This is a genomic window from Thalassobacterium sedimentorum, from assembly GCF_031127905.1.
GTDB lineage: Bacteria > Verrucomicrobiota > Verrucomicrobiia > Opitutales > Coraliomargaritaceae > Thalassobacterium > Thalassobacterium sedimentorum.
This window is the reverse complement of the sequence record NZ_JARXIC010000015.1, coordinates 19,773-42,500: the sequence shown is the minus strand read 5'-3', so window position 1 is coordinate 42,500 and position 22,728 is coordinate 19,773. Positions and strand designations below refer to the sequence as shown.

The following is a 22,728-nucleotide window of genomic DNA, read 5'->3' as shown; positions in this document are numbered from 1 at the left end:
GGTAGAAGTGATAAGAAAAGGATTAGTGAGCGGATGCGGCCGCCGCGATTTCGAGAATTTCTTGAGTAATCGCGGCTTGTCGCGCCTTGTTATAATCGAGAGTCAGGTCATCGACGAGGCTTGAAGCATTGTCGGTAGCGGCCTTCATCGCAACCATACGTGCGGAGTATTCCGCCGCACGGCTTTCCAGCAGAAGCTGGTGGATGATCACTTTGACGTAGAGATCGGGCAATTGCTCGAGGACTTCCTCAGCAGATGGCTCGAAGACCATTTCACGCTGGTCGACACGGGCTGCAAGAATTTCTTCTTCCCCAGACACACGTTTCTTGAGTTGATCCAGCACTTCGCGCAGGTCAACGATTGGAAGCAGTGATTGAATAATGGGCTCTTGGACCAGCACGTTCACAAAGCTTGGATAAGCGACCTCGATAGTATCGACCTCTCCATTCTTATATGCATCGATCAGCATCTTAAGCATCGGACGCAACTCACTAAAGCTGGCTTTATCCGAAACAGTAAAATCCGCAATCAGATCACGCTTAGAACGGGTGACAAACTGAGCCGCTTTACGCCCCACAACTACAAATTTTGCAGCTCCTTTAACCTCATCTGAAATCTTCCGGAAAAGATTCGTGTTGAGAGGTCCGCAGAGGCCCTTGTCAGTCGAGAGGATGAGGATACCACGCGTCTTCACTTCTCGCTTCTCAAAGAAGGGATGCGAAATCGTGGCACCGCTTAGGTCGAGCTTTTCGCCAACAGTGTCAAGCAGATCGGCGAGCAGCAACGCATAGGGACGGCCGGCTACAGCGGCGTCCTGCGCACGTTTCATCTTGGAAGATGAGACGAGCTGCATCGCACGCGTGATCTGCCGGGTATTTTTAACCGACTTGATGCGGCGGCGGATGTCGCGAAGATTGGCCATTCTATTAAATTAGTAATTAAGAATTAAGAATAAGGAATTCGCTAGCGAGCGATCTTAAGCAGAAAAGCCAGCCTGCCACTCTTCGAGCGATTTTTTCAAGGCAGCTTCAGACTCATCGCTGATTGCTTTTTCGGAACGAATCGTGTCCATAATCTTGGAGCCACGAGTTTCCAGGAATTCGCGTAAGCTAGTTGTAGCGGTAACAATATTAGCGACATCGATCTTATCGAAGAAACCATTCTGCACGGCCCAGATCAGGGAAGACTGCACCTCGACAGGGATCGGATTGAATGCTGTTTGCTTGAAGAGCTCCACGACACGGGCACCACGCTCAAGTTGAGATTTGGTCTTGGCATCGAGATCGGAACCAAACTGAGCGAATGCGGCTAGCTCACGGAACTGAGCCAGTTGAAGCTTCACCTTACCAGCCACCTTCTTAATCGCTTTGATCTGCGCAGCGGAACCCACACGGGAAACAGAAAGACCCACCGATACCGCAGGACGAATACCTTGATTGAAGAGATCCGTTTCGAGGAAAACCTGGCCGTCTGTAATAGAAATTACGTTGGTAGGAATGTAAGCCGAAACGTCGCCCGCTTGTGTCTCGATAATTGGCAGCGCAGTCAGCGATCCATTACCATTGTCCTCATTCACACGAGCAGAACGCTCAAGGAGGCGGGAGTGAAGGTAGAAGACATCACCAGGATAGGCTTCGCGACCAGACGGGCGTTTTAGAACCAAGGAAATTTGACGATAAGCCACCGCTTGCTTGGAAAGGTCATCATAAACGATGAGCGCATCCATACCATTGTGCATGAAGTATTCCCCCATGGACGCACCAGAGAAGGGAGCAATGTATTGATTGGCAGGATTATCGCCAGCCGATGCGCAAACGATGATCGTATATTCCATCGCGCCAGCTTTCTCAAGAACAGCAATGGTGCGGGCAATATTGGAATTTTTCTGACCAACTGCCACGTAAATCGAGTAAACGGGGCGGAAACCTTCAGGAAAGGAGCCGTCTTCATTTCGATGCTGGTTATTGATCTTGGACTGATTGATGATGGTATCGATCGCAATAGTAGTCTTACCTGTCGAACGGTCACCGATGATCAACTCACGTTGTCCACGACCGATGGGGATCATAGAGTCAATCGCCATGATACCAGTTTGCATAGGCTGGTCGACAGACTTACGGGGGATAATACCAGGTGCAACTTGATCCACTGGGTAGGTTTCTGTCGCGTTGATCGGGCCCTTGCCATCAATCGGATTACCAATCGCATCCACTACACGACCGAGTAGTCCCATGCCAACAGGAACGGAAAGCAGTTTACCCGTAGTAGTCGCTTCATCGCCCTCCTTGAGCTTCGAGTAGTCACCTAGAATCACACAACCGACTTCATCTTCTTCAAGATTCAAAGCCAGCCCAGTCACGCCCTGACCGAAATCGATCATTTCGTTGTACATGATGCCAGAGAGGCCGGAGAGCTTGGCCACACCATCGGCGATGGAAACCACCTTGCCGGTGTTGGATTTGACGGCGCCAGCTTGAAAGCTAGCGATTTCGTTTTCGATTTGTTCGACTATAGAGCTCATTGTAAGAAGAAAGAATTTAGAAGGGAGTAGTAATAAGATGCCAGCTTAGTGGACGTTTTCAGCAAGGCGTTGTAAGCGACCAGCTACGGACGCATCATACACATCATCGCCAACACGCACGCGCACACCAGCAATCAAAGAAGCGTCCTCCTGAGTCACCGCACTGATCGGACGTCCATAAAGTGCGGAATATTTAACCTCGATCGCCTTAAGTGCATCTGCACTCAAAGCAGCCGGAGTCGCCACCACAGCAGTCTGTAGAGCAATTTCACGGCGCAGGTAGTTGAGATAAGACTTTAGCGTTGCCACTGGATTGCGGAGCTCGACCTGCTTGATGCCTGCAAGCACCTCGCCGACTTTAGCTTCAGTCACGACACCGCGGTCGTCCTTCGAAAGCTCGACGAGCTTCTTGGCTAACTTGGTGATCTTTTTATCGCGTTTCATCAGGTCAAAAATGGGGGCTTATCCAGCGCTGGCCAATTCTTTGGCAGCGGAATCGGAGAAAGTTTGCTTCTCACTATCGGAGAGATCACGAGAAAGAACCTTCGAAGATGTCGCCACAACCAAGCGTGCAACTTCTTGGCGCACATCAGAAAGCATTTTCTGACGCTCAAGCTCAGTTGCTTCGCTAGCCTTACGAATGATCGCTTCCGCTTGAGCCGCAGCTTCTTGTGTCTTGCTCTCAATCATCTCCTTCGATTGCTCTCGAGCTTCTGTCAGAATGGCCTGCGCATCAATCGCAGCTTGCTTCACTTTCTCGGCACGTTCGCGTTCAGCTTCAGCAAGTTGTGCCTTCATTTCTTCAGCATATTGCAAACCATCTGCGATCTTTTGTTGACGCTCATCGAGTGTCGCAGCGATCGGCTTTACAGCAAATTTGTAGAGGACAAAAGCAACCAACACGAAATTGACCATTTGAGCGATCAGCGTAGGCAGCGACACACCGAACTTCTCGGTGATCATAGTCAGCTTATCCTCCTCTTCGTGGATACTTTCCTCAACATGCGCAAGATCCGCATGTAATTGTTCAGCGACTCCATGGAGTTTGCCCTCAACAGAGGAAGCCGCGGGCGCTTCTTCAGCGGCAACAAGACCGAGCGGTAGAGAAAGTGCGAGTAGCAAAGTAATGAATATGGCCTTCATAGAGAGGAAAGTAATAAAAAAAGAGACAGAAAGAGCCGGCACCTCGTTTCAACACGAGGCACCGGCAAAACCTGAAATACCAGATTAGCCAAGGAAGATCGCGAAGAAGACGATCGCTTCAGCGAAAGCCATAGCAATAATCGACTGAACCAGAACCTTAGTCGCTGCTTCTGGGTTACGACCGACAGATTCGCAAGCCTTGAGGCCAATAAGACCAATCGCTAGAGGCACTGCAATGGCTGCGGCTGCTACGTGAATTTTTCCTGTAATTTCTGCAAGGATATCGAACATAATATGTATCGTTGAGTGTTGTATTTAGTTAGTTTCTGCGCCGTCTACGATTCTTTGACATAGTCCCGACGCTGAAAGTGTTTTGAGGTTAGAGTTAATGAGCGTGCTCCTCATCGTGGTTAGTCATCAGACCAATATAAATAGCGACCAGCAAAGTGAAGATCAACGCCTGAACAACGCCGACGAGCACTTCGTAAAAATAAAACGGAATCGGCACAATATAAGGCGCCATACCAGTCATACTCGTCAGCAAATTCTCGCCGCCGAAGACATTACCAAACAAACGAAAGGACAAAGACACCGGACGAAATGCAATCGAAACAATCTCAATCAAACCCACCATCATAAAAATAGGGATCAGCATCATGTATACCGCCTTCGGGGTCTCCTGCTTATCTGCCTTATTACCGAAAAGCTCCCAGATAAAAAACTTCGGCCCTGCCACCTTCAAACTAATGACCAACCACGCAAGCATAGCCACCAGAGCCATACCTAAAGTCGCATTCAAATCAGAATTGGCCGGACGCATCCAGTACGTCAGGTGACCATGCTCCACATGACCAAAAACCCCAACCCCTGGAATCAAACCACTCCAGTTATGAATAAGAATAAACAGGAACAGACCAATCAACAGCGGAAATGTCATTGGAAAGGCCTTCTTACCGACGATAGGCTCAAGCAAACCGCGAAGCCCATCAATCAGACTCTCAATCACAGCCTGCCCCTTGCCAGGAATCAACTTAGGCGTGCCGACACTCAGACGGACAACCACAATCAACAAGATCGAAATCGCCCATGTCGTCACGATCGTGTTCGTTAATGGAAGACCAAACACCTCCGTCAATTTATACGGAGACGGGCTCACGCCGTCCGCTGCATTCAAGACGGATGCGGTTCCAGAGAGAAGAAAGACTGTTGGTAGGAGCTTGTTCACGTAGAACTGGGTATGAAAATAAAAAACCGTGGTTTTGCCACGGAGAAGCGAATGTGATGGCGGGGCATTCTCTACGCGTCAACCCCCGATTTAAGATAAAATACCTACGATAAGTTGGACTAATAAGGGGCATCAATTACATCGATTGTTCTAACCTTGCAAACAGCACCCGATTCACAAAAAATAATAAGATGGCTGAACTCACCAACTTAACCGATCGACTCGCACACCTTCGCGACCGCAAAAGCAGTTCTCCCGCAATAAAGGAAGACAAACAGAGGCCCGAGCCCGTCAGACAACCCAAGAAATCCAGCAGGCCCGAGCGCCGCTTCGCCAACGATTACTTCATGTTCTTCGCTTACGCCCTCCTTACAGTGGCGCTACTCACACAGTTCGCACTCATCGCGTGCTTGGACATTCTATAGACGACAGAGCAATAGCTGCGCATAAATAATAAAAAAAAACGCGCATTACACCCGCTTCGCGATCACAGAGAAATAAGCATCCATCAAACTCTGAAAATAAGTTTCACTCTCATAAGGCCAAGGAGCGGCCTCGTCGATGATCCACTCATCATGCGCCTGCAGATGCTCCACCGCCCAATCGAAATAAGGGCGATCATCTGAACGAAAACAGAATTCTCCACCAACATCCGTTCGGCGCGCAAGCTCATCTAACAAAGCCGACTGCACCATACGGCGGCGATGATGCTTTGCCTTAGGCCAAGGATCAGGAAACAACAGGACCGTACGCTCAAAACGAAGGGAAGCAGGCAAAGCTCCCAAGAACTCCCCCAGCTCCGCCTTATAGAAATACAAATTCTGAATTCCGCGTTTAGCTTTTTTATCATTCCCTTTTCGAATACGCCACGAAATCAGATCGATGCCCACACAGATCGTATCCGGATGCGCCTCAGCATAATCGGACAGCCAGTGTCCATGACCACAACCCGCCTCAAACAAGATACGGTCACAACCAGCTAGGTCCCGCTGGCATATTTCGGCAAGTTCCGCCTTACGGGCGGCTTGTTTCGCGAGTTCGCGCGCATGGGCTTCAGAAATCTCAGTCATCATAAATCAGAATAAAAAGCCCGCCATATCCGGCGGGCTTTGAAAAATTAAAAATCAAGCGATATACTAGATCAAGCGATATACTAGCCTTGCTCGCCATCGTCTCCGATCGCCTCCACGGGGCAGCCTTCAAGAGCCTCCACACAAAGCTCCAGCTCTTCCTCCGAAGTCGGCTGCTTATAAACGAAGGAATATCCTCCATCTTCGTTGCGAGTAAAGTTCTCCGGTGCAGTTTCACGGCAAAGGTCACAGTCGATGCATTGCTCATCGACATAGAACTTTCCGTTTACATTTTCCGGCCATTTTTCATCTAGTTCTGCCATACATTGAAAAAATCTGCCTTTTCGTTGGCGAGTCAAGCGGGAAGCAACTATCAATTAGAGGTTTCAATACCCTGACTGCGCCCTTGAATTCTGATAATTTATCCTCACACTCCCGCGCTCACTTTGAAACCGAGCACACAAATCGCTGTCCGCAGAGATTCACATTTTACAAAACCATGACAAAACAGAACGATAAAACATCTGATAAGGCCCAAGAACCCACCGTTGAACCGGAGGAGTGCACTGTCGAAGAAACAACTGAAGCCGAAGCGCCCGAAAGCAACGAGCCCGTGCTGACCGAACTCGAGAAAGCACAAGCGGAGGCAGCAGAGATGAAAACTCGCTACTTGCGCTCAGTCGCCGACATGGAGAACTACCGCAAACGGATCGCACGCGAGAAGCAGGACATCATCCGTAACGCAGCCGCCAGCGTAGTGGAATCCCTACTACCCGTCCTCGACAATATGAAACTCGGCCTGCAGGCCGCGGAGAACCACCCTGAAGCAAAAGACGTCACCTTCGGCTTTAAGATGGTAGACGATCAACTAAAGAAATCACTCTCCGAACAGGGGCTAGAAGAACTAATCCCCGACGGCGAGAGCTTCGATCCGAATTTTCACGAATGTGTGGCCCACCAACCCTCAGACGAAGTTAAAGAGGATCATATCATCCAAACTGTGCGCGCAGGCTATCGCCTAAACGACCGCCTCATTCGAGCAGCCAACGTGATTGTATCCAGTGGCCCTGAAACAAAAGAGAACTAAACGAACATGGCGAACGACTATTACGAACTTCTCGGCGTCTCTCGCGACGTCTCAGACTCCGACTTAAAAAAAGCCTACCGCAAGCAAGCAGTCAAATACCACCCGGATAAAAACCCGAACGACGCAGCGGCAGAAGCCAAATTCAAGGAGATCTCCGAAGCCTACGATGTATTAAAGGATGCCGACAAGCGAGCCGCCTATGATCGCTACGGACACGCAGCCTTCAAACAAGGCGGCATGGGGAACCCCGGAGGCGGCATGGGGGGCATGGGGGGCCACGACCCCTTCGACATCTTCCGCGAAGCCTTCGGTGGTGGTGGCGGCGGAGGCGGCATTTTTGAAGAATTTTTCGGTGGCGGCGGAGGTGGTCAATCTCGCGGCGGCGCCCAGCACGGATCCGACCTACGCTACGATTTGGAGATCTCTCTGGAAGAGGCCGCCAAAGGCACTGAAAAGGAAATCAAATACCGCCGCCCTGTCGCATGTAAAAAGTGCAGCGGCTCCGGCGCAGAGCCAGGCTCCAGCAAGGTCACCTGCAGCACCTGTGGCGGCGCAGGCCAAGTGACTTCGAATCGTGGCTTTATTAGCTATCGACAAGTTTGCCCCAGCTGCCAAGGCGCAGGACAAACCATCGAAAAACCCTGCACCAGCTGCCGCGGCGAAGGTCGCGTCATGGACAGCAGCACGGTAAAAGTGCGCATTCCAGCTGGCGTCCACACCGGATCCAAGCTACGCTCTGCCGGCAAAGGTGAAGCGGGCCACATGGGCGGCCAAGCAGGCGATCTCTATATCATCATTCACGTCAAAGAACACGAACTGTTTGAACGCCACGACAATGACCTTTTCTGCGAAGTGCCCATAAAGTTCACTCTAGCTGCACTGGGCGGATCCATCAGCGTGCCCACCCTATTCGGTAAAGGCTCTCTCAAGATTCCGGCTGGCACTCAAACAGGCACCACCTTTCGACTACGCGAGCAAGGCATTCCTGCACTACGCGGAGGCCGCAAGGGCGACCTTCTCATCCGCGTGCAAGTAGAAGTCCCGACCAAATTGACCAGCGAGCAAACCGCCAAACTCGAAGCATACGCAGAAGCTTGCGGCGACCCCGCAAATCCCGTCAGCGAATCCTTTGTCGAAAAAGCCAAAAAGTTTTTCCGATAATCCGCGAAGACGAAAAAACAGTTCCCTCGCTTGATTACTCGCTTTCAGTTCTGAACTGAAAGCGACATCCGAGCACTGGATCACCGCACACTGACTCACTCAAAAATATGTCTTATCCAATCGTCATTCTCGGCTCTGGCCGTGGCACAAACGCAGAGGCGCTACTCAAAGCTGAGTCCAAGAAGAAATTGGGCTCAGCTAAAATCGCCGCAGTGATTAGCGACCATGAGGACGCTGGCATCCTTACGCTGGGGCAGAAATATAAGGTGCCAGCGATCTACTTGGACCCAGGTCGCAAGGGCGCCCGATTAAGTGACGCAGCAGAACAAGCCTACATTGAGCGCATACAAAGCTTCTCTCCCAAGCTCATTGTATTAGCGGGTTTCATGCGCATCATAAAACGCCCCTTTATTGAGGCATTCGAAGGCCGCATGATCAACCTGCACCCGAGCCTTCTGCCCAGCTTCCCAGGCATGAACGGTATTCAACAAGCCTTCGAACACGGAGTCAAAATCACTGGCTGTACCGTACACTGGGTGACGCCCGCGCTCGACGCAGGCCCCATTATTGCACAAAAAGAAGTGCGTATCGAAGAGGCAGATACACTCGACATCCTCACCAAAAAGGTCCACATCGCCGAGCACGCACTCCTTCCAGATGTCGTCACCCGCCTAAGCAAAGGTAAAATCGTGATACCTGAAGCCTAAGCACCCCGCACAGCAGGACCAAGCGAGCGAAACTGCAATTTTAGCAAAAGCTCCGCTTGCACTACACTTTAAAGGAAGTAAAAACCGCAAACATGAGCAACCAAGTCGAACTCCGCACTGGCATCCCTGACGAGATGGCCGACATACTCGAAGACTATTTCTGTGAAACTGAATCGCCCTATTGGGGCATCATGCAAAAGGAGATCACTGATCCCTACGAACTGTTCGGCATCTTCCCCGATTCGGCCACAGCAGAGAGCGAACTCGTAAAACTACGCCAAGACTTTAAAAACCTGCCCGAAGACTTCGAGTTGACTGAAATCATCGATGCCGACTGGCAAAATGCTTATAAAGAATTCGTGAAGCCTTGGAACGACCGCCAACTGCACTGGATTCCACTGTGGGAACGCGACAACAGCCCGCCCCCTGAAGGCAGCGCAGTGGTTTACCTGGATGCAGGCATGGCCTTTGGCACTGGCGCCCACGAAACAACACGCCTCTGTGCTCGACGCTTACTCGACTACTTGGAAGCTCAACCGGAAGCACGCGCGAGCCACGATGTAATCGATGCAGGCTGTGGCTCCGGCGTACTGGCACTCTCGGCCTCAGCGCTCGGTTTCAAAAAAACCTACGCATTCGACTTTGATGCTGAAGCCATCACAGTCTGCCACAGTAACTCCGCAGAAAACACACACCTACCGAAGCCAGAATTTGCCGTCGCTGACCTTGAAAGAGGCTTCGCCAATGGACGCCAGGGCGACCTGGTGCTGGCTAACATTCAAACGGATGTCCTGATTCCCCACAGCAAACCTCTCATCCACGGAGTCAAATGCCCTGGCACACTCGCTCTTAGCGGCATTCTAACTAAGGAACTAGAACAAGTGCGTACACATTTCGCGGCAGAGTTCGCCGCTCAGCGCCCCGAGGCGTCGATCGAGATCGACAGTCGCCAAGACGGCGAGTGGGGCGATTTGCTGTTCCGCCTAGCGTAAACTCACTACAGCCAACAAGCCCCTCCTCAGCAAAAAACAAAGGAGGGGCGACCGAGTCCAACAAGACTGACAGCTCAGACAATCGACCAGTCAAATAGAATACTCGCGCAGCGTGATTCCATGCTTGCGGAATAAAAGAAGACCCTCACATAATGCGCTCCAATGCAAAGTATTGGGGAACGATTAGAAGAAGCACGTAAGCGCAAAGGCATCTCGCTGCGCGAAGCCGCGGAAGCGACTAAAATCCGTAGCGATTTCCTCGGCTACATTGAAACGAACAAAATGGATTTCGACCTGCCCGAAATCTACAAGCGTGGGTTCCTCAAAAACTACGCCCGCTATTTAAAGTTGGACGTGGATAAAATCATGGCCGACTACAGCGCTCAGCAACCAAGCAATAGTCGCTTAGCCAAAAAGGGAGGCGCCGAGTGGTTTGGCCAGTTGGAAGCCAAAAAAGCAACTAGCGAATCAACCGAAGCACACGCCGAACGCGACGAACGCGACGAGCTGGAAGGCCACAAAGAGCCAGCTCGTTACGGCCGCATCGCCCCTAAAAGCACTCCACCCCGGGAAGACGAAACGGAAATCAGCGACGAAGAAGGCGAAGAAGCCGACAAAACTTTCTATATTAAAATCGGTCTCATTTTCGTTGGAACACTTGCCTTGGTCTTTGTCGTATTTGGTCTGATATGGGCAATCCTAGGTAGCAGCGACTCCGACGAGGAGGCGAACAATGCCGATTTACGCACGCCCGCAGAGGCCGCACAAGTGGCGGACACAGCTCAACCTGCAGCAAATACCAACAGTATCACACTCATCGCAAGCGGTAACGTATACGTGCTGGTCAAGCAACAATCCGACAACAAAGAACTGTATCGCAAGACCATGAGCGCAGGCGAATCAGTAAGCTTGGAAAAAGAGGGCGCCGTCGACATCCTCTTCACGGCGGGTGAAAATATCCTAATTGAGGCCGGAGGTGAACGCCTACGCCCCAGCTCTTCTGGCACTGCCAAAATTACGATTCAGTAAGCGTGGCGCCAACACCCTCACGACCAGCCACACCGCACGCAACTTCACGCAGTCGGCAAGTTCGCTCAGTCAACTCCCCAACAAGGTGGACTGACTCCCCTGCCGGTATATATAGAACTGCCAGAACAGCGCCTGCTACAGTAGAACAGCGCCTGCTATAACCGCTTAGGTCGCTTAGGTTGCTTAGCGTAGCAAGGACTTAAAATCATCGAACTGCCCGGTAAATCCACCCGGCACCCCCTTATTGATGACCGCCACGGCATCGTGAGAATGCAAGGATTCCAAATGCGCACAGGCCACTTGAAAATCAGCAATCTTCGGCTCGCTATCCAGTTGCTCATAGAGTAAACGAGCGGCATCTTCGACAAATTTAGCAAAGGCACCATTCATTTCAGCAAAAGCCTGCTCATCTTCACGCTTCACCATCACCTGCGTTTCCGTCTGCAAGGCATCCAGGCAAAGCTCTTGAATACGCTCAATATTAAGATGTTCGCCTTCAGCCACTTCCACACTCACCCGTGCCGTACTACGCTGCGAATGCGGGATACCATATACATCACGGCTAGCGCGCGCATGCTCCGACAACTCGGAGGAACAAGGGCAAGCAGAGGAATAGATAAAGTCGAAATGTATGTATTTACGAAAGCGGTTCAACTCATCCAGACGTCCCTCGAAAGCCGCACGGTAATATTGCCAGCCCTCGAGTCCACTACGTAAACTCGGCTTCAACATAGGGTATTCAAACGAAAGCTTTAACTGAGCACGATGCGCGTTGATCTCTTCCTTATACTGCAGTAGAATCTCATTCAGTAAGTCTGGAGTAAAGATACGATCCTGAAAGGTGTAAAAAACACGCATGATGCGCGACATATTAATGCCCTTTTGATTCGCCTCCAGAGAAACAGTACCAGTAACAGAAGTCTCTAATGTTAATGTGTCTGAGCTGGAGGTAATATAACGCAGCGGCAGGCGAAAATTAGAAATGCCCACTTTCAGAATAGGCACATTCGCACCAAAAATAAGCTGCGCATCCGCATTCTGCATATCAGGCATAGCCGCGCGATACTCATCCGTTAAGACGAAGTCACGGTCGTAGATCTTGCTCAATTTAGGTGCAGATGCTTTCAATTGATTTGGTGATGTAGGACTGGAGTCGGATTTCATATGCTATATGCGTAAGAACGATGTGAACTTTACTGTGTATCAAAAATATCGCAGAACGGCTAAAGCGCAAGCCCACGGCTCAGTTCAAACGAGCGGGGAGCTAAAGAGTGATTCACTAGAGAGGCAAGCTCGTAAAAAGGCTTTGCGGAGGCCGCGCTCATCACTCAACTTGCCCGCAATGTCCATCGAATTTCAAATATTAGGCTCCAGTAGCGGCGGCAACTGCGCACTCCTACAGACGGGGCACAGCAAAGTACTGGTCGATGTCGGCTTTTCAGCAAAACGCATCGGCTGCATGTTGGAGGCGATCGGCGAATCACTGGACGCCATCGACGCGGTCTTTCTTACCCACGAACACAGCGACCACGCACAAGGCATCCGCGGCTTAGCCAGGCGCGCTCAACTCCCGGTCTTCGCCAACCGGGATACCGCCGACGCAGTCCAAGCCAAAGCAAGTAAACCCGTAAATTGGCAAGTCTTTCAAACTGGCACCGACTTCACCTTTCGTGACCTAAAAGTGCGCTCATTTGCATTGCCGCACGATGCCTACGACCCCGTAGGCTTCACCTTCCGCTGGGGCGAAGCAGGGGATTTATTCTCGCCTCCCCGCAGCCTGGCCTGGGTGACAGATCTCGGCTATGTACCCGAGCACGTCAAAGCGCACATTCGAGATGTGCACACTTTAGTTATTGAAGCCAACTACGATGAAGCTCTGCTGGAACAAGACGAACGACGCCCCTGGTCTACAAAACAACGTATTCGCGGACGCCACGGCCACTTATCCAACCACGCCAGCTTCGAACTGGTCGAAGAGCTCTCCCGACAAAGCACTCTGGAAAAAGTTTATTTGGCCCACCTGAGTAAGGATTGTAACAATGTTCGACTCGTACGTGAAAAATTTGCCTCGCTAGAGAAGAACCTATCCATAGACGTGGTCGATCCGGAAAGCGGCATCACTTCTGCTAACACAGCACTCAGCATTTAATTTTTCAAAAGTTCTCACACGAATTTTCCTATGAAACAAACCGTACATAAAACCAAAATTATCTTCACAGTTGGCCCTGCCACCCAAGACGAGGTGACGCTTGAAAAGCTCATCAAGGCCGGTGTCGATATCTGCCGGATCAATATGGCTCACGCCGACCACGCATGGTCTCGCGAAATCATCCAACGTGTGCGTAAAGTATGCAACAAAGTGGGTCGTCACATCGCTATTATGATGGACGTCAAAGGCCCGGAAATCCGGACAGGTGATGTACCTGAACCCTACGAACTGGAACAAGATGAAATCTTCGAATTCACCTACGGTGAAGGTATCGGAGGCTTGACTCAAGAAGGACTGCGTCGTGTCGATGTCAATTATCCTGGCTTTTCCAAGGATATCAACGAAGGCGACACGATTCTCGTCGACAGTGGCTTGATCCGCCTACGTGTGCTACGCATCGAAGGCTCCCGTGTACGTTGTCAGGTGTTAATCCCTGGCCCCATGGGCAATCGCCGTCACATCAATTTACCAGGCGTTCGCGTAAACTTACCCGCACTCACTAAAAAAGATCAGGGCGATGTCGATGTCGGCATCGAACAGGAAATCGAGTTCTTCGCTCTCTCTTTTGTGCGTGAACCCAAAGATCTGGTGGAATTTCACACTTACTTGGAAGATCACGGTTCCAAGGCCAAAATCATCGCCAAAATCGAAGACCAGCAGGCGATCACAAATCTGGAAGGTATTATCAAAGCATCGGATGGACTAATGGTCGCTCGTGGCGACCTCGGCATCGAGTGCCCCTTCGAAGACCTACCCATCATTCAAACACGGGCAATCAATAGCTGCATCCAAGGCACCAAACCAGTGATTGTAGCGACTCACATGTTGGAATCGATGATTGAATCTCCAATTCCAACCCGCGCAGAAGTAACTGACATCGCCAACGCCATCCGGGAACAAGCCGACTGCGTTATGCTCTCTGGCGAAACCACTGTGGGTAAATACCCCGTAGAATGCGTCGAAACCATCCAACGCATTGCCACCCGTATTGAAGAAGAAGACAAACAAGTCTTACGCAAAGACCTGCAACTACGACTACCGCGTTCAAAAATGATGCGTTCAGCCGCCTATCTCGCATCCGATCTAGATGGCTCCTTGGTCGTATTCACTCGTCGCGGTATTTTCGCTCAAAAACTTTCGTCACTACGTCCCAATGTGCCGATTTACGCATTCACCGACAACCCGGTACTGTTTAAGCAGTTGCTGATCATGCGAGGTGTTGAACCCTTTTTTATGGAGTTCGATCACGATCATGAAACGACAATTCAAAGAGCTTTTGGCCGCCTAAAACGACAAGGGTGGCGTCAGGAAGGCGATCCTATTGTCGTCATTACCAAGATGTATGCTGGCGAAAAACTGATCGACAGCACTCAAATACGAGCAATTGAATAATTACCTCCTACAGGTCTATTATTCTCAGAGAACAATCGCCTCCTATGGACAAAATAAAATCCCTCTTATTGCCTTTGGCACTCGTTTTTGCCGCCATAGCGGTCTTCGAATTCGGAGCCCGCTATGGTGCCACGAACATGCGTGCCTATGCAATCGCAAGTGAATTGCAATTTCCGCTAAGCATTTACGAACAAGCGGAAACGAATATGAACGCGCTCTCGAAAGAGAACTTCGGCTCTCTCATTGATAACGGGATTGCAGCGGGTTGCATGCATCGCCAAATTTGGTATCTCAACAAGGATGCTCGAGCCACCTTAGACCAGGTGCTCGCACGCGCGCTAGCGCTGCGTGGCGATGCAGCGCTCGCACGCTTTAACAGTCTGGATAGCGACGAAAGCATCGCGAATAAAGAAACACTGGCTACTATTCGCGAAGCGGTCATTGCCGCCCAAGGTGAATTAATCCAGGCAAGCACAAACAGCAGTGAGAACACAGTCCTCACTCCGGAAGTCGACGCCCAGTAGACACTGCAAAACGCTGCTTTCGACCAGGTATTAGGATTTTAAAAGCTTTAATTCTGGTTGCTCTCGATTAGCTGGTACGCTCTGCAGGGCGCACCATAGGTCTGCGAGCCAACCAAAAGGCCAATAGAGCCAATACTGCAGACAACGCGACAAAGCGATCTCCGTGACGGGTGTAATAACTCTGTTGCCGAGTCCATTCCGAGAACTGAGAGACCGTATAGCTGCCCCCTCCCCTAAAATAAATACTGCCCTCGGCATCCAGCAACACCTCACGCACGCTGCCATAACAATCAATCCAACCGCTCCAGCCACCATTGCCCACACGCATGACAGGTCGGCGATTTTCAACTGCGCGCAGCACAGAGTGGGCAGCATGTTGCTCTGCTCCCCCCTCTTCACCATACCACGCGTTATTTGTCGCCACAAAAAATAGCTCAGCACCAGCGCGCGCACTTGCGCGCGCAAGATGTGGAAAGACATCTTCGTAACAAACCAAAGCGCCCACTCGGTAGCTCGAGTCTGCTAGACGAAGATCCATAAGACCCACCGAATCTCCCGGAATGAAGCTACCGCCAATCGGCACCACTTTATCAATAAAACTCAAGTAAGAAGGCACATACTCACCAAAAGGCACCAATTCTCGCTTGGTGTAATATTGCTGCGAAAGCCCACTCCCAGGCTCAACCAAAAAGGCACCATTACGCCATTCTCCCAGCTCGCGATTCTCAGCTAAATTCCCCATGAGTATCGGTTTATTCAGCTCGTTGGCCAAACGCTCAACCCGCGCCTGCATTTCAGGTGCACCCATGACCGGCCAAGGCGTTGCAGCCTCTGGCCAAAGCACCACATCACTCTCTAAGCTAGCAACAAACCGAGTCTGATGCTCCAAAATTTCGAGATTCTCGATTTCACGCTCAGTATCCCACTTAAGTTCGGGCGCAATATACGGCTGCACGACCGCAGCGGTGAACAGGGCTTGACTGGAGCCCGGCTGTGGCAGCACACTAAAAAATACATAAATACAGACCCCTAAAGCGGCCATCCCCACATACAGGTCCGGACTAAACCAGCCCGTCCACATTTTACGTTCTTTTCGAATGATTCGATGGCGCAAGGTTTGGGCCGCACAGAGATTAAAAAAGACCAATAAGAATGAAACACCGTAAGCGCCTGTCCAAGCAGCAATTTGCAAAATGACCGGACGCTCCCACTGACTCAAGGCCAGTGGTGCCCACGGGAACCCCCATAGCAACCAGGTGCGCGCCCACTCCAGAACCACCCAGACCCCGGCCAGTCCCGCAAACCCTAGCAGGCGAATCACAACATTCTGTTGCACTAAACGTGGCAGCAAAACGCGCGCCGACCATAGCCAAGCCACAAAAATGACTGCTAGCACCCCACTTAATGCAATCGTCCCCAGCCAGGTAACATGCCGCAGCCAAATCAGAATCGCCAACCAACTGGCCCAGCCCGTGACAAGCGCCACCACGAGGAATACGCGACGCCCGGGCTGAGTATATAACCAGAGCAAGAGTGGCACAAATGCAATATAGGCGGCCTCTGCAAATTCAAAAGGTGGAATAGAGAGCACCCAACACAGCACGGAAATCACCGCTGCGAGAGCCCCCCAGTATCTGGAGAATTTAGCATCTCCATCTGGATTTCTAATCACAGATTCTGGCTTTGACGTTACAATCGAGGACCTTCCAAGTGCCTGCGATCCCGATGGTTGTGTACTATTGGTCTTCACGTATCTCCAAGATTAAAAGCGCTCGTCACCTCAAGCGAGGCACTCGCTGTATAAAACACTAAATTCAATTGCCAAGCAAGCCAACAACCATGCACCCGCATCCACTCTTTCCTATAAAAGGCATCACTCTGCTGCGGCAAATCCAGCACGCTCCGGATACTGTTGAATGAATTCCAGAAAAATGTCTTTCGCAACAGGTCCTGCGGTGGAACCACCATGATAACGCTCACTAGCGCTGGTTCCTTCAACCATAACAGCTACCGCAATTTGCGGATTGTCGACCGGCGCGAAACCAACAAACCAAGCAAGATTTACATTCTTACCGTGGGCTCGGAAATCAGCAGTGCCTGTTTTACCTCCAATCCGTAAGCCATCAATCTGCACTAAGCGTCCGGTACCATCCTGCCCGACGACACGCTCCATCCCCTCCCACATGGCAGCGTGTTGCTGAGGTGTCAGACCAATCGGCTCACCACCATGGTCAATACGACTGCTCTCCTCATTGGTCAATGCCCGTAAGGTTGGTTGTGTGCGCGTCTCGCCGCGGGCAATCGAAGCCATCACTGTCGCCATCTGCAGCGGTGTCACTAGCAGAAAACCTTGACCAATCGCTGTATTCGCGGTGTCTCCCGGTACCCATCCTGCACCAATCTGCTCGCGCTTCCAGGCCTTACTAGGCACCACCAGTCGGCTGGTTTCAAAAGGAACCTCAATCCCAGTTTTCTGATCCAAACCAAAACGCTTAGCCTCATCGCTAATCACATCGATCCCCATTCGCAGGCCTTCCGCATAAAAATAAACATTGCAGCTGGACTCAATAGAGGCCGCAACATTCACAACACCATGCCCATAACGTGCATTACAGCGAAAAATACGATTACCCACGCGGTAAACGCCTTGGCAGTCATGCTCAAGCTCCGGAGTAATCGTGCCATGGCGCATCCCTGCAATCGCAGTCAATAACTTGAAGGTCGACCCTGGCGGGTACGACAACTGCAAGGTACGATTCAGCCATGCACCTCGCTCATTAATTTCGTCAAAGGTCGCCCGAGGTATAAATGGGCTCAAGTCGTTCAGATCATAACTCGGGTGACTGGCAATGGCCAGTACCTCACCTGAATGAATGTCCAGTGCGACGGCGGCTCCCGTACGATCTCCCAAAGCTGTCTCCGCGGCCAACTGCAGGTCGATATCGATACTGGCAATCAGATCTTCCCCCTGCTTTGGCGTCTCAATTTCGAGCAGCGTATCCTGAAACCCAAGCGGATCCACACGCCAAATTTCCGTGCCAGTCTGCCCGGATAATAACGTATCAAAAGAGCGCTCGAGACCGGTCTTCCCTAGTTTTGTTTTAAACGTAAAGGTTTTGATACCATCGTCGGGAATCTCATCAGGATCAGGATTAACATTCTGCACATAACCTAGCGTGTGTGCTGCGGCGACTCCATACGGATAATATCGTGCCGTATCGGTATGGACCTTAATCGGTGATTGCACCGGCACTTGCTCAATCAATCGTGCATATTCGTCGGCACTCAGATCTTCTACCAAAGGCAACGGCAGTAGCAATTGCTCGTTGAAATGACGAATAATCTTTCGCGTCGACAAGGTATCATCACGCCCGGTCACTAAATTAATCTGATCGACGTAGCGCTGAATGACATTTTGCCGGGCACGCCACTGCAGGTCGTTATAATTCGGTCGCAGCTGAGAATCTTCACGCTCGTCCTCGGGAGTGAGTTCATAAATCTGATTTAAGCGCTCACGTTCAGCACGAATAATCTGCGAATACTCAGTACGAAACTCTCGACGCAGATCATCTAAGTAAACAACCGCCGAATAATGCGGCCGATTACCAACTAGGAGATTACCTTTACGGTCATATATATCTCCACGCGGACCGGGCTTCAGCACTCGTCGCTCTGTTTGACGCTTCTCAATTTCCTCATACTTTTGATAAGCCACCAATTGCCGCCAGCCCAGCCCCAGCACAAGCGTTAAACTAGCCCCCATCACAATCCAAAAGAAGAAAAGAATGCGCGGGTTCTCCCCCCGATGAACATCATAGCCACTCATAGCATTGGAAAGTCCTCCGGCTCAGTGTCGAGACGGCAGAGCTCAAAGAGCATACGTTCAAAATTAAAAAACCACGGGGCCACAAGCACCAGCGCCAGATGTGATGCCAAACTAGTCACAAATACTTGCACCCAAAAACCTGGACTCGATATATATGAAAATCCCATAGTCAGTGTGAGCAACACGACGCAAAAAAAGTTCAATCCATGAGCCAACATAATGGGATGATAATTATGTTCAGCACGAAACCGGATACGCATTTGAAACACAAAAGCCCCGGCAAACAGGAAACCGATGGTAAATAAACCATAAGGCACGGGAAAGGCGGCATCCACCCACAGCCCAGTCAATAAGGTACAAATAAAATAAGACTGATGACGTAAATACAGCGCAGGAAAAACCAACATCGGCCCCATCAGCAGCAGATAGATTGACCAATTAGTCAGCGCAGAGTTCACTAACAGCGTTAGATACAGCAGCAGCACATTCGCTCCAAACATCAAAATAGCACGTGGATCAAGGAGCATGACTATCGAAATCGATGGGATAAAGCGGTATCAACACTGCGACTTCACGCAGACCAAGTAAGCTGGTATCGAGTTCAACTTGACCCGCTTGAAAAATCCCAGTGCTACCTGGTTCGAGCCAACTGACACGCCCAATCATGAGGCCAGGCGGAAAGGTGCCTCCCAGCCGAGTCGACACCAATTTAAGAGGAAACTGCGTACTTGCGACTACATCTTGCGGCGCATCTCGCACAGACCCAATCGGAGCTCCTAAGCCGCCCTGCACCACTCCTTGATACACAACAGGACGCTCGTCCCCTTCAAAGTTAGCTGCCATACGAAAATTAGGACTGGTGACCAGTTCCACGCGACTGGTAAAGGCATTGACCTCCACGACTCGGCCGACCACCCCTCCTGAGAATACCACGGCTGCGCCCTCCGGGATATCATAGTCCTTGCCCTTGCGAATTATAATTTGCTGCCACCACGCGTTCAAATCGCGCCGCACAACACGTGCCACCTCATAACGAAATTCACGCCGACTAGGCAAATTAAGAATCGCTTCAAGACGCTGAATCTCATTCTCCAATGTCTCCTTACGTTGAGCATTGAACTGATACAGAGATTTGGCCCGCGCCACCTCCCGGCCCGCTTCAATCAACTCAACTTTTGAATGACTGCGCCGCGCCCAAAAGCCTTCAAGATCGTCTAAATAGGACGTCGCCACCCAGGCTGGTGCTTGAAATTCGGAGAAATTAACCCGCAGAAAGGATTTCACCGTGGTCGGCACAACCCACCATGCGACAAGAAAGACGCCTAAGGCGACCAACGGCTTAATTTTCTCGAGGCGGATGTTCGCCACAATACTGCGCTAGCTTTTAGGGTTTCCGGTCAGGTCTTTCAGCAGAAAGGCCAACTCATGCAACACCATTCCGGTGCCATTTGCCACAGCACTGAGCGGATCATCGGCAATGACTACGGGCAGGCCGGTCGCATCGCTTAGTTGCTGATCCAATCCCTTTATCATGGCCCCGCCACCAGCGAGGAAAAAACCACGATCCACTAGATCAGCCGAAAGCTCAGGAGGACAACGCTCCAAGGCATTACGCACTAAATCTACAATAGACGCAATGGTATCCGACAAGGCATCCCGTATCTCTTGAGAAGTAATGGTGATCGTTTTGGGCAGACCGGCAACGGAATCACGCCCACGGACCTCCATCGATATTTCTTCTTCCAAAGGAAAGGCAGAGCCCACTTTGATTTTAATCTCCTCTGCAGTGCGCTCACCGATCATAAGATTGTAAGCACGCTTCATATAATTGACAATCGCACTGTCGATCTCGTCCCCGCCGACGCGAATACTCTTGGTATAAACGACACCCGCGAGCGAAATAATTGCCACCTCGGTAGTACCGCCACCGATATCAACAATCATGTTTGCAGCCGGCTCATCAATCGGCAAACCCACACCAATCGCAGCAGCCATTGGCTCTTCCAATAATACCACATCACGCGCGCCCGCACGAATGGCAGAATCTTTAACCGCGCGACGCTCCACCTCAGTAATACCAGAAGGAACAGCTACAATAATGCGTGGTGCCACGAAAGTTTTCTTACGATTTACCTTATTAATAAAATACCGCAGCATCGCTTCGGTAATTTCAAAATCGGCAATCACCCCGTCCTTCATTGGACGGATAGCAGTAATATTCCCCGGAGTGCGCCCAAGCATTTTCTTAGCTTCAACGCCGACAGCACACACCTTCTTAGTCGACGAGTAGATAGCGACCACACTGGGTTCGCGCAGGACGATGCCTTTTTCTTTAGCGAAAACTAGGGTATTGGCGGTGCCAAGGTCGATGCCGATGTCGTTGGAGAGAAGTCCGAACACAATAAGATGAATTGTTAATTAGCGCTGCGCTGACTGATCAGAGAATAGAGCCTTTTTCTATGAAAGCATTTGAAAGTCAAACGATTACCGCGAACAGACGCAATGTTTGCCAAGAAAAAAGGCACTAAGCTGCGCAAGACGCATAATTTACCCCAAGGGAGTCACTCCAAGGAGGAAGCGCCCCACATGCTTGACCACCTAACCGACTAACTTGAAAAACACCCGTTTACCGGCCTGAAAAATCAACTCTCCATTTGGAGGAGTGAACTGACGATTCGGATCATTTTGTTTTTCACCATCAATCTTCACAGCGCCTTGCTGAACCAAGCGTCGGATCGCCCCCTTGCTCTCAAAGAGTTCCGATTGCGCCATCACCTCAAAGAGCGGTGCACTGGGCGCATCTCCCAGTAAATCATTCCATGTGAATATCGGCATGTCATCAGGCAACTTATTTTTAGAAAAAACCTGTTCAAATTGCTCGAGCTCATGCTTGGCTTCCCGCATCGAGTGAAATTGCCCCACTAATGAAGAAGCGAGATTCTTCTTGGCCTGCATCGGATGCCCCGCCTTGAGTTTCTCAATCTTATCGGCTGGTAGCTCCAGCAACAAGCGGTAATAGTCCCACATCGTGTCGTCCGGCACCGACATAATCTTACCAAACATCTCCTTGGGACTGTCAGTGAACGCGATGTAATTATCGGCACTCTTCGACATTTTCTTGCTGCCATCAAGCCCCACCAGCAGCGGCATCGTGATCACTGCCTGCTCCTGTTTGCCGGCGTCTTTTTGTAAGGCGCGTCCAACCAACATATTAAATAATTGATCGGTCCCGCCGATTTCTACGTCAGCGTTCAAAACCAGTGAATCATAGCCCTGAATGAGTGGATATAGAAACTCAATGATAGAAATCGGAGCCTGCTTGGCATAACGTTTCGCAAAATCATCCCGCTCCAACATGCGAGCCACCGTCATCTTACGCGACAACTTTAGGCAATCTTCAAAGCCCATTTTATCAAACCACTCACTATTGTAAAAAACCGTGGTTTTCTCCTGATCCAGAATCTTGAAGGCCTGATCCAAATAGGTCTGCGCATTCTCGACAATTTCGTCCTTTGTGAGCACAGGGCGTGCGCTCGAACGACCGGAGGGATCGCCAATCAAGGTGGTAAAATCACCAATAATGAGTATCGCCTCATGTCCTAAATCCTGGAACTGGCGCAGCTTGTTAAAGACCACCAAGTGACCGAAGGTCAGATCGGGACGCGTCGGATCAACGCCCAACTTCACGCGTAAAGGCTTACTGCCGTGCAGGCGATCTTCGAGTTCAGTCTCACCGATCATGGTGTCGGTGTTTGTACGGATGGTGTCAATTAAGCTCATGAGAAATGTAAAATGAGAACCTAAACTGAGCGCATACCACTAGCCGTAAAGGATAAAAGCAG

The 22,728-nt window shown here is 50.7% G+C and carries 24 protein-coding genes; 9 read left to right on the top strand and 15 right to left on the bottom strand.

Going from position 1 to position 22,728, the window contains the following annotated elements:
• Nucleotides 1-22 precede the first annotated feature (22 nt).
• The 6 genes from atpG to atpB all read right to left on the bottom strand — a co-directional run bounded on the left by atpG (nt 23) and on the right by atpB (nt 4,889).
• Nucleotides 23-922 carry an ATP synthase F1 subunit gamma gene (atpG, locus tag QEH59_RS10480; RefSeq protein ID WP_308985324.1) on the bottom strand — a complete coding sequence of 300 codons (900 nt, stop codon included), beginning with the start codon at nt 920-922 and terminating at the stop codon, nt 23-25.
• A gap of 54 nt (nt 923-976) precedes the next feature.
• Nucleotides 977-2,521: a F0F1 ATP synthase subunit alpha gene (gene atpA, locus QEH59_RS10475; RefSeq protein ID WP_308985323.1), complete on the bottom strand. Its 1,545-nt coding sequence runs from the start codon at nt 2,519-2,521 to the stop codon at nt 977-979.
• A 45-nt stretch (nt 2,522-2,566) separates the two neighbouring features.
• Nucleotides 2,567-2,965 carry a F0F1 ATP synthase subunit delta gene (locus QEH59_RS10470; RefSeq protein ID WP_308985322.1) on the bottom strand — a complete coding sequence of 133 codons (399 nt, stop codon included), beginning with the start codon at nt 2,963-2,965 and terminating at the stop codon, nt 2,567-2,569.
• An 18-nt stretch (nt 2,966-2,983) separates the two neighbouring features.
• Nucleotides 2,984-3,664, bottom strand: coding sequence for a F0F1 ATP synthase subunit B (atpF, locus tag QEH59_RS10465; protein ID WP_308985321.1), 681 nt, complete (start codon nt 3,662-3,664; stop codon nt 2,984-2,986).
• Between the two features lie 84 nt (nt 3,665-3,748).
• Nucleotides 3,749-3,955, bottom strand: coding sequence for an ATP synthase F0 subunit C (locus tag QEH59_RS10460; RefSeq protein WP_308985320.1), 207 nt, complete (start codon nt 3,953-3,955; stop codon nt 3,749-3,751).
• A 94-nt stretch (nt 3,956-4,049) separates the two neighbouring features.
• A complete protein-coding gene (gene atpB / locus QEH59_RS10455) occupies nt 4,050-4,889 on the bottom strand; it encodes a F0F1 ATP synthase subunit A (RefSeq protein WP_308985319.1) in 840 nt (279 codons plus the stop codon).
• Nucleotides 4,890-5,080: 191 nt separating this feature from the next.
• On the opposite strand from atpB, the gene QEH59_RS10450 reads away from it, so the two are divergent.
• On the top strand, nt 5,081-5,314 hold the full coding sequence (locus QEH59_RS10450) for a hypothetical protein (RefSeq protein WP_308985318.1): 234 nt from the start codon (nt 5,081-5,083) through the stop codon (nt 5,312-5,314).
• Between the two features lie 45 nt (nt 5,315-5,359).
• Here QEH59_RS10450 and trmB read toward each other — a convergent pair whose 3' ends face one another.
• Both trmB and QEH59_RS10440 read right to left on the bottom strand, forming a co-directional pair.
• The gene (gene trmB, locus QEH59_RS10445) at nt 5,360-5,962 is read right to left on the bottom strand and encodes a tRNA (guanine(46)-N(7))-methyltransferase TrmB (protein WP_308985317.1); all 603 of its coding nucleotides are present in this window, start codon (nt 5,960-5,962) and stop codon (nt 5,360-5,362) included.
• 80 nt (nt 5,963-6,042) lie between these two features.
• Entirely contained in the window at nt 6,043-6,282 is a 240-nt protein-coding gene (locus QEH59_RS10440) for a ferredoxin (protein ID WP_308985316.1), read from the bottom strand.
• A 176-nt stretch (nt 6,283-6,458) separates the two neighbouring features.
• Here QEH59_RS10440 and QEH59_RS10435 point away from each other — a divergent pair, with 176 nt between their 5' ends.
• The 5 genes from QEH59_RS10435 to QEH59_RS10415 all read left to right on the top strand — a co-directional run bounded on the left by QEH59_RS10435 (nt 6,459) and on the right by QEH59_RS10415 (nt 10,935).
• Nucleotides 6,459-7,046 carry a nucleotide exchange factor GrpE gene (locus QEH59_RS10435; RefSeq protein WP_308985315.1) on the top strand — a complete coding sequence of 196 codons (588 nt, stop codon included), beginning with the start codon at nt 6,459-6,461 and terminating at the stop codon, nt 7,044-7,046.
• 6 nt (nt 7,047-7,052) lie between these two features.
• On the top strand, nt 7,053-8,207 hold the full coding sequence (dnaJ, locus tag QEH59_RS10430; protein WP_308985314.1) for a molecular chaperone DnaJ: 1,155 nt from the start codon (nt 7,053-7,055) through the stop codon (nt 8,205-8,207).
• A 107-nt stretch (nt 8,208-8,314) separates the two neighbouring features.
• Nucleotides 8,315-8,914, top strand: a complete 600-nt coding sequence (purN, locus tag QEH59_RS10425; RefSeq protein WP_308985313.1) for a phosphoribosylglycinamide formyltransferase — start codon at nt 8,315-8,317, stop codon at nt 8,912-8,914.
• A gap of 92 nt (nt 8,915-9,006) precedes the next feature.
• The gene (locus tag QEH59_RS10420) at nt 9,007-9,906 is read left to right on the top strand and encodes a 50S ribosomal protein L11 methyltransferase (RefSeq protein WP_308985312.1); all 900 of its coding nucleotides are present in this window, start codon (nt 9,007-9,009) and stop codon (nt 9,904-9,906) included.
• A 162-nt stretch (nt 9,907-10,068) separates the two neighbouring features.
• Nucleotides 10,069-10,935, top strand: a complete 867-nt coding sequence (locus tag QEH59_RS10415) for a helix-turn-helix domain-containing protein (RefSeq protein WP_308985311.1) — start codon at nt 10,069-10,071, stop codon at nt 10,933-10,935.
• A gap of 183 nt (nt 10,936-11,118) precedes the next feature.
• Here QEH59_RS10415 and folE2 read toward each other — a convergent pair whose 3' ends face one another.
• Entirely contained in the window at nt 11,119-12,099 is a 981-nt protein-coding gene (gene folE2 / locus QEH59_RS10410; RefSeq protein ID WP_308985310.1) for a GTP cyclohydrolase FolE2, read from the bottom strand.
• Nucleotides 12,100-12,277: 178 nt separating this feature from the next.
• Between folE2 and QEH59_RS10405 the strand changes: the two genes are divergently transcribed.
• From QEH59_RS10405 to QEH59_RS10395, 3 genes are read left to right on the top strand one after another with little or no spacing between them, the layout of a single operon-like run.
• Nucleotides 12,278-13,084, top strand: a complete 807-nt coding sequence (locus QEH59_RS10405; protein WP_308985309.1) for an MBL fold metallo-hydrolase — start codon at nt 12,278-12,280, stop codon at nt 13,082-13,084.
• 30 nt (nt 13,085-13,114) lie between these two features.
• The gene (gene pyk / locus QEH59_RS10400; protein ID WP_308985308.1) at nt 13,115-14,536 is read left to right on the top strand and encodes a pyruvate kinase; all 1,422 of its coding nucleotides are present in this window, start codon (nt 13,115-13,117) and stop codon (nt 14,534-14,536) included.
• 44 nt (nt 14,537-14,580) lie between these two features.
• Complete coding sequence (locus tag QEH59_RS10395) at nt 14,581-15,060, top strand: hypothetical protein (RefSeq protein ID WP_308985307.1); 480 nt, start codon at nt 14,581-14,583, stop codon at nt 15,058-15,060.
• A 67-nt stretch (nt 15,061-15,127) separates the two neighbouring features.
• Here QEH59_RS10395 and lnt read toward each other — a convergent pair whose 3' ends face one another.
• From lnt to tyrS, 6 genes are all read right to left on the bottom strand, one after another.
• Nucleotides 15,128-16,732 carry an apolipoprotein N-acyltransferase gene (lnt, locus tag QEH59_RS10390; RefSeq protein WP_308985306.1) on the bottom strand — a complete coding sequence of 535 codons (1,605 nt, stop codon included), beginning with the start codon at nt 16,730-16,732 and terminating at the stop codon, nt 15,128-15,130.
• A 201-nt stretch (nt 16,733-16,933) separates the two neighbouring features.
• A complete protein-coding gene (gene mrdA, locus QEH59_RS10385) occupies nt 16,934-18,886 on the bottom strand; it encodes a penicillin-binding protein 2 (protein WP_308985305.1) in 1,953 nt (650 codons plus the stop codon).
• A complete protein-coding gene (locus tag QEH59_RS10380; protein ID WP_308985304.1) occupies nt 18,883-19,413 on the bottom strand; it encodes a hypothetical protein in 531 nt (176 codons plus the stop codon). Before QEH59_RS10380 ends, mrdA begins: the two co-directional genes overlap by 4 nt.
• Nucleotides 19,403-20,254 (bottom strand): rod shape-determining protein MreC, encoded by an 852-nt coding sequence (gene mreC, locus QEH59_RS10375; RefSeq protein ID WP_308985303.1) that lies wholly within the window; start codon nt 20,252-20,254, stop codon nt 19,403-19,405. Before mreC ends, QEH59_RS10380 begins: the two co-directional genes overlap by 11 nt.
• A gap of 9 nt (nt 20,255-20,263) precedes the next feature.
• A complete protein-coding gene (locus QEH59_RS10370; protein WP_308985302.1) occupies nt 20,264-21,286 on the bottom strand; it encodes a rod shape-determining protein in 1,023 nt (340 codons plus the stop codon).
• A gap of 198 nt (nt 21,287-21,484) precedes the next feature.
• Nucleotides 21,485-22,666 (bottom strand): tyrosine--tRNA ligase, encoded by a 1,182-nt coding sequence (tyrS, locus tag QEH59_RS10365; protein WP_308985301.1) that lies wholly within the window; start codon nt 22,664-22,666, stop codon nt 21,485-21,487.
• Nucleotides 22,667-22,728 lie beyond the last annotated feature (62 nt).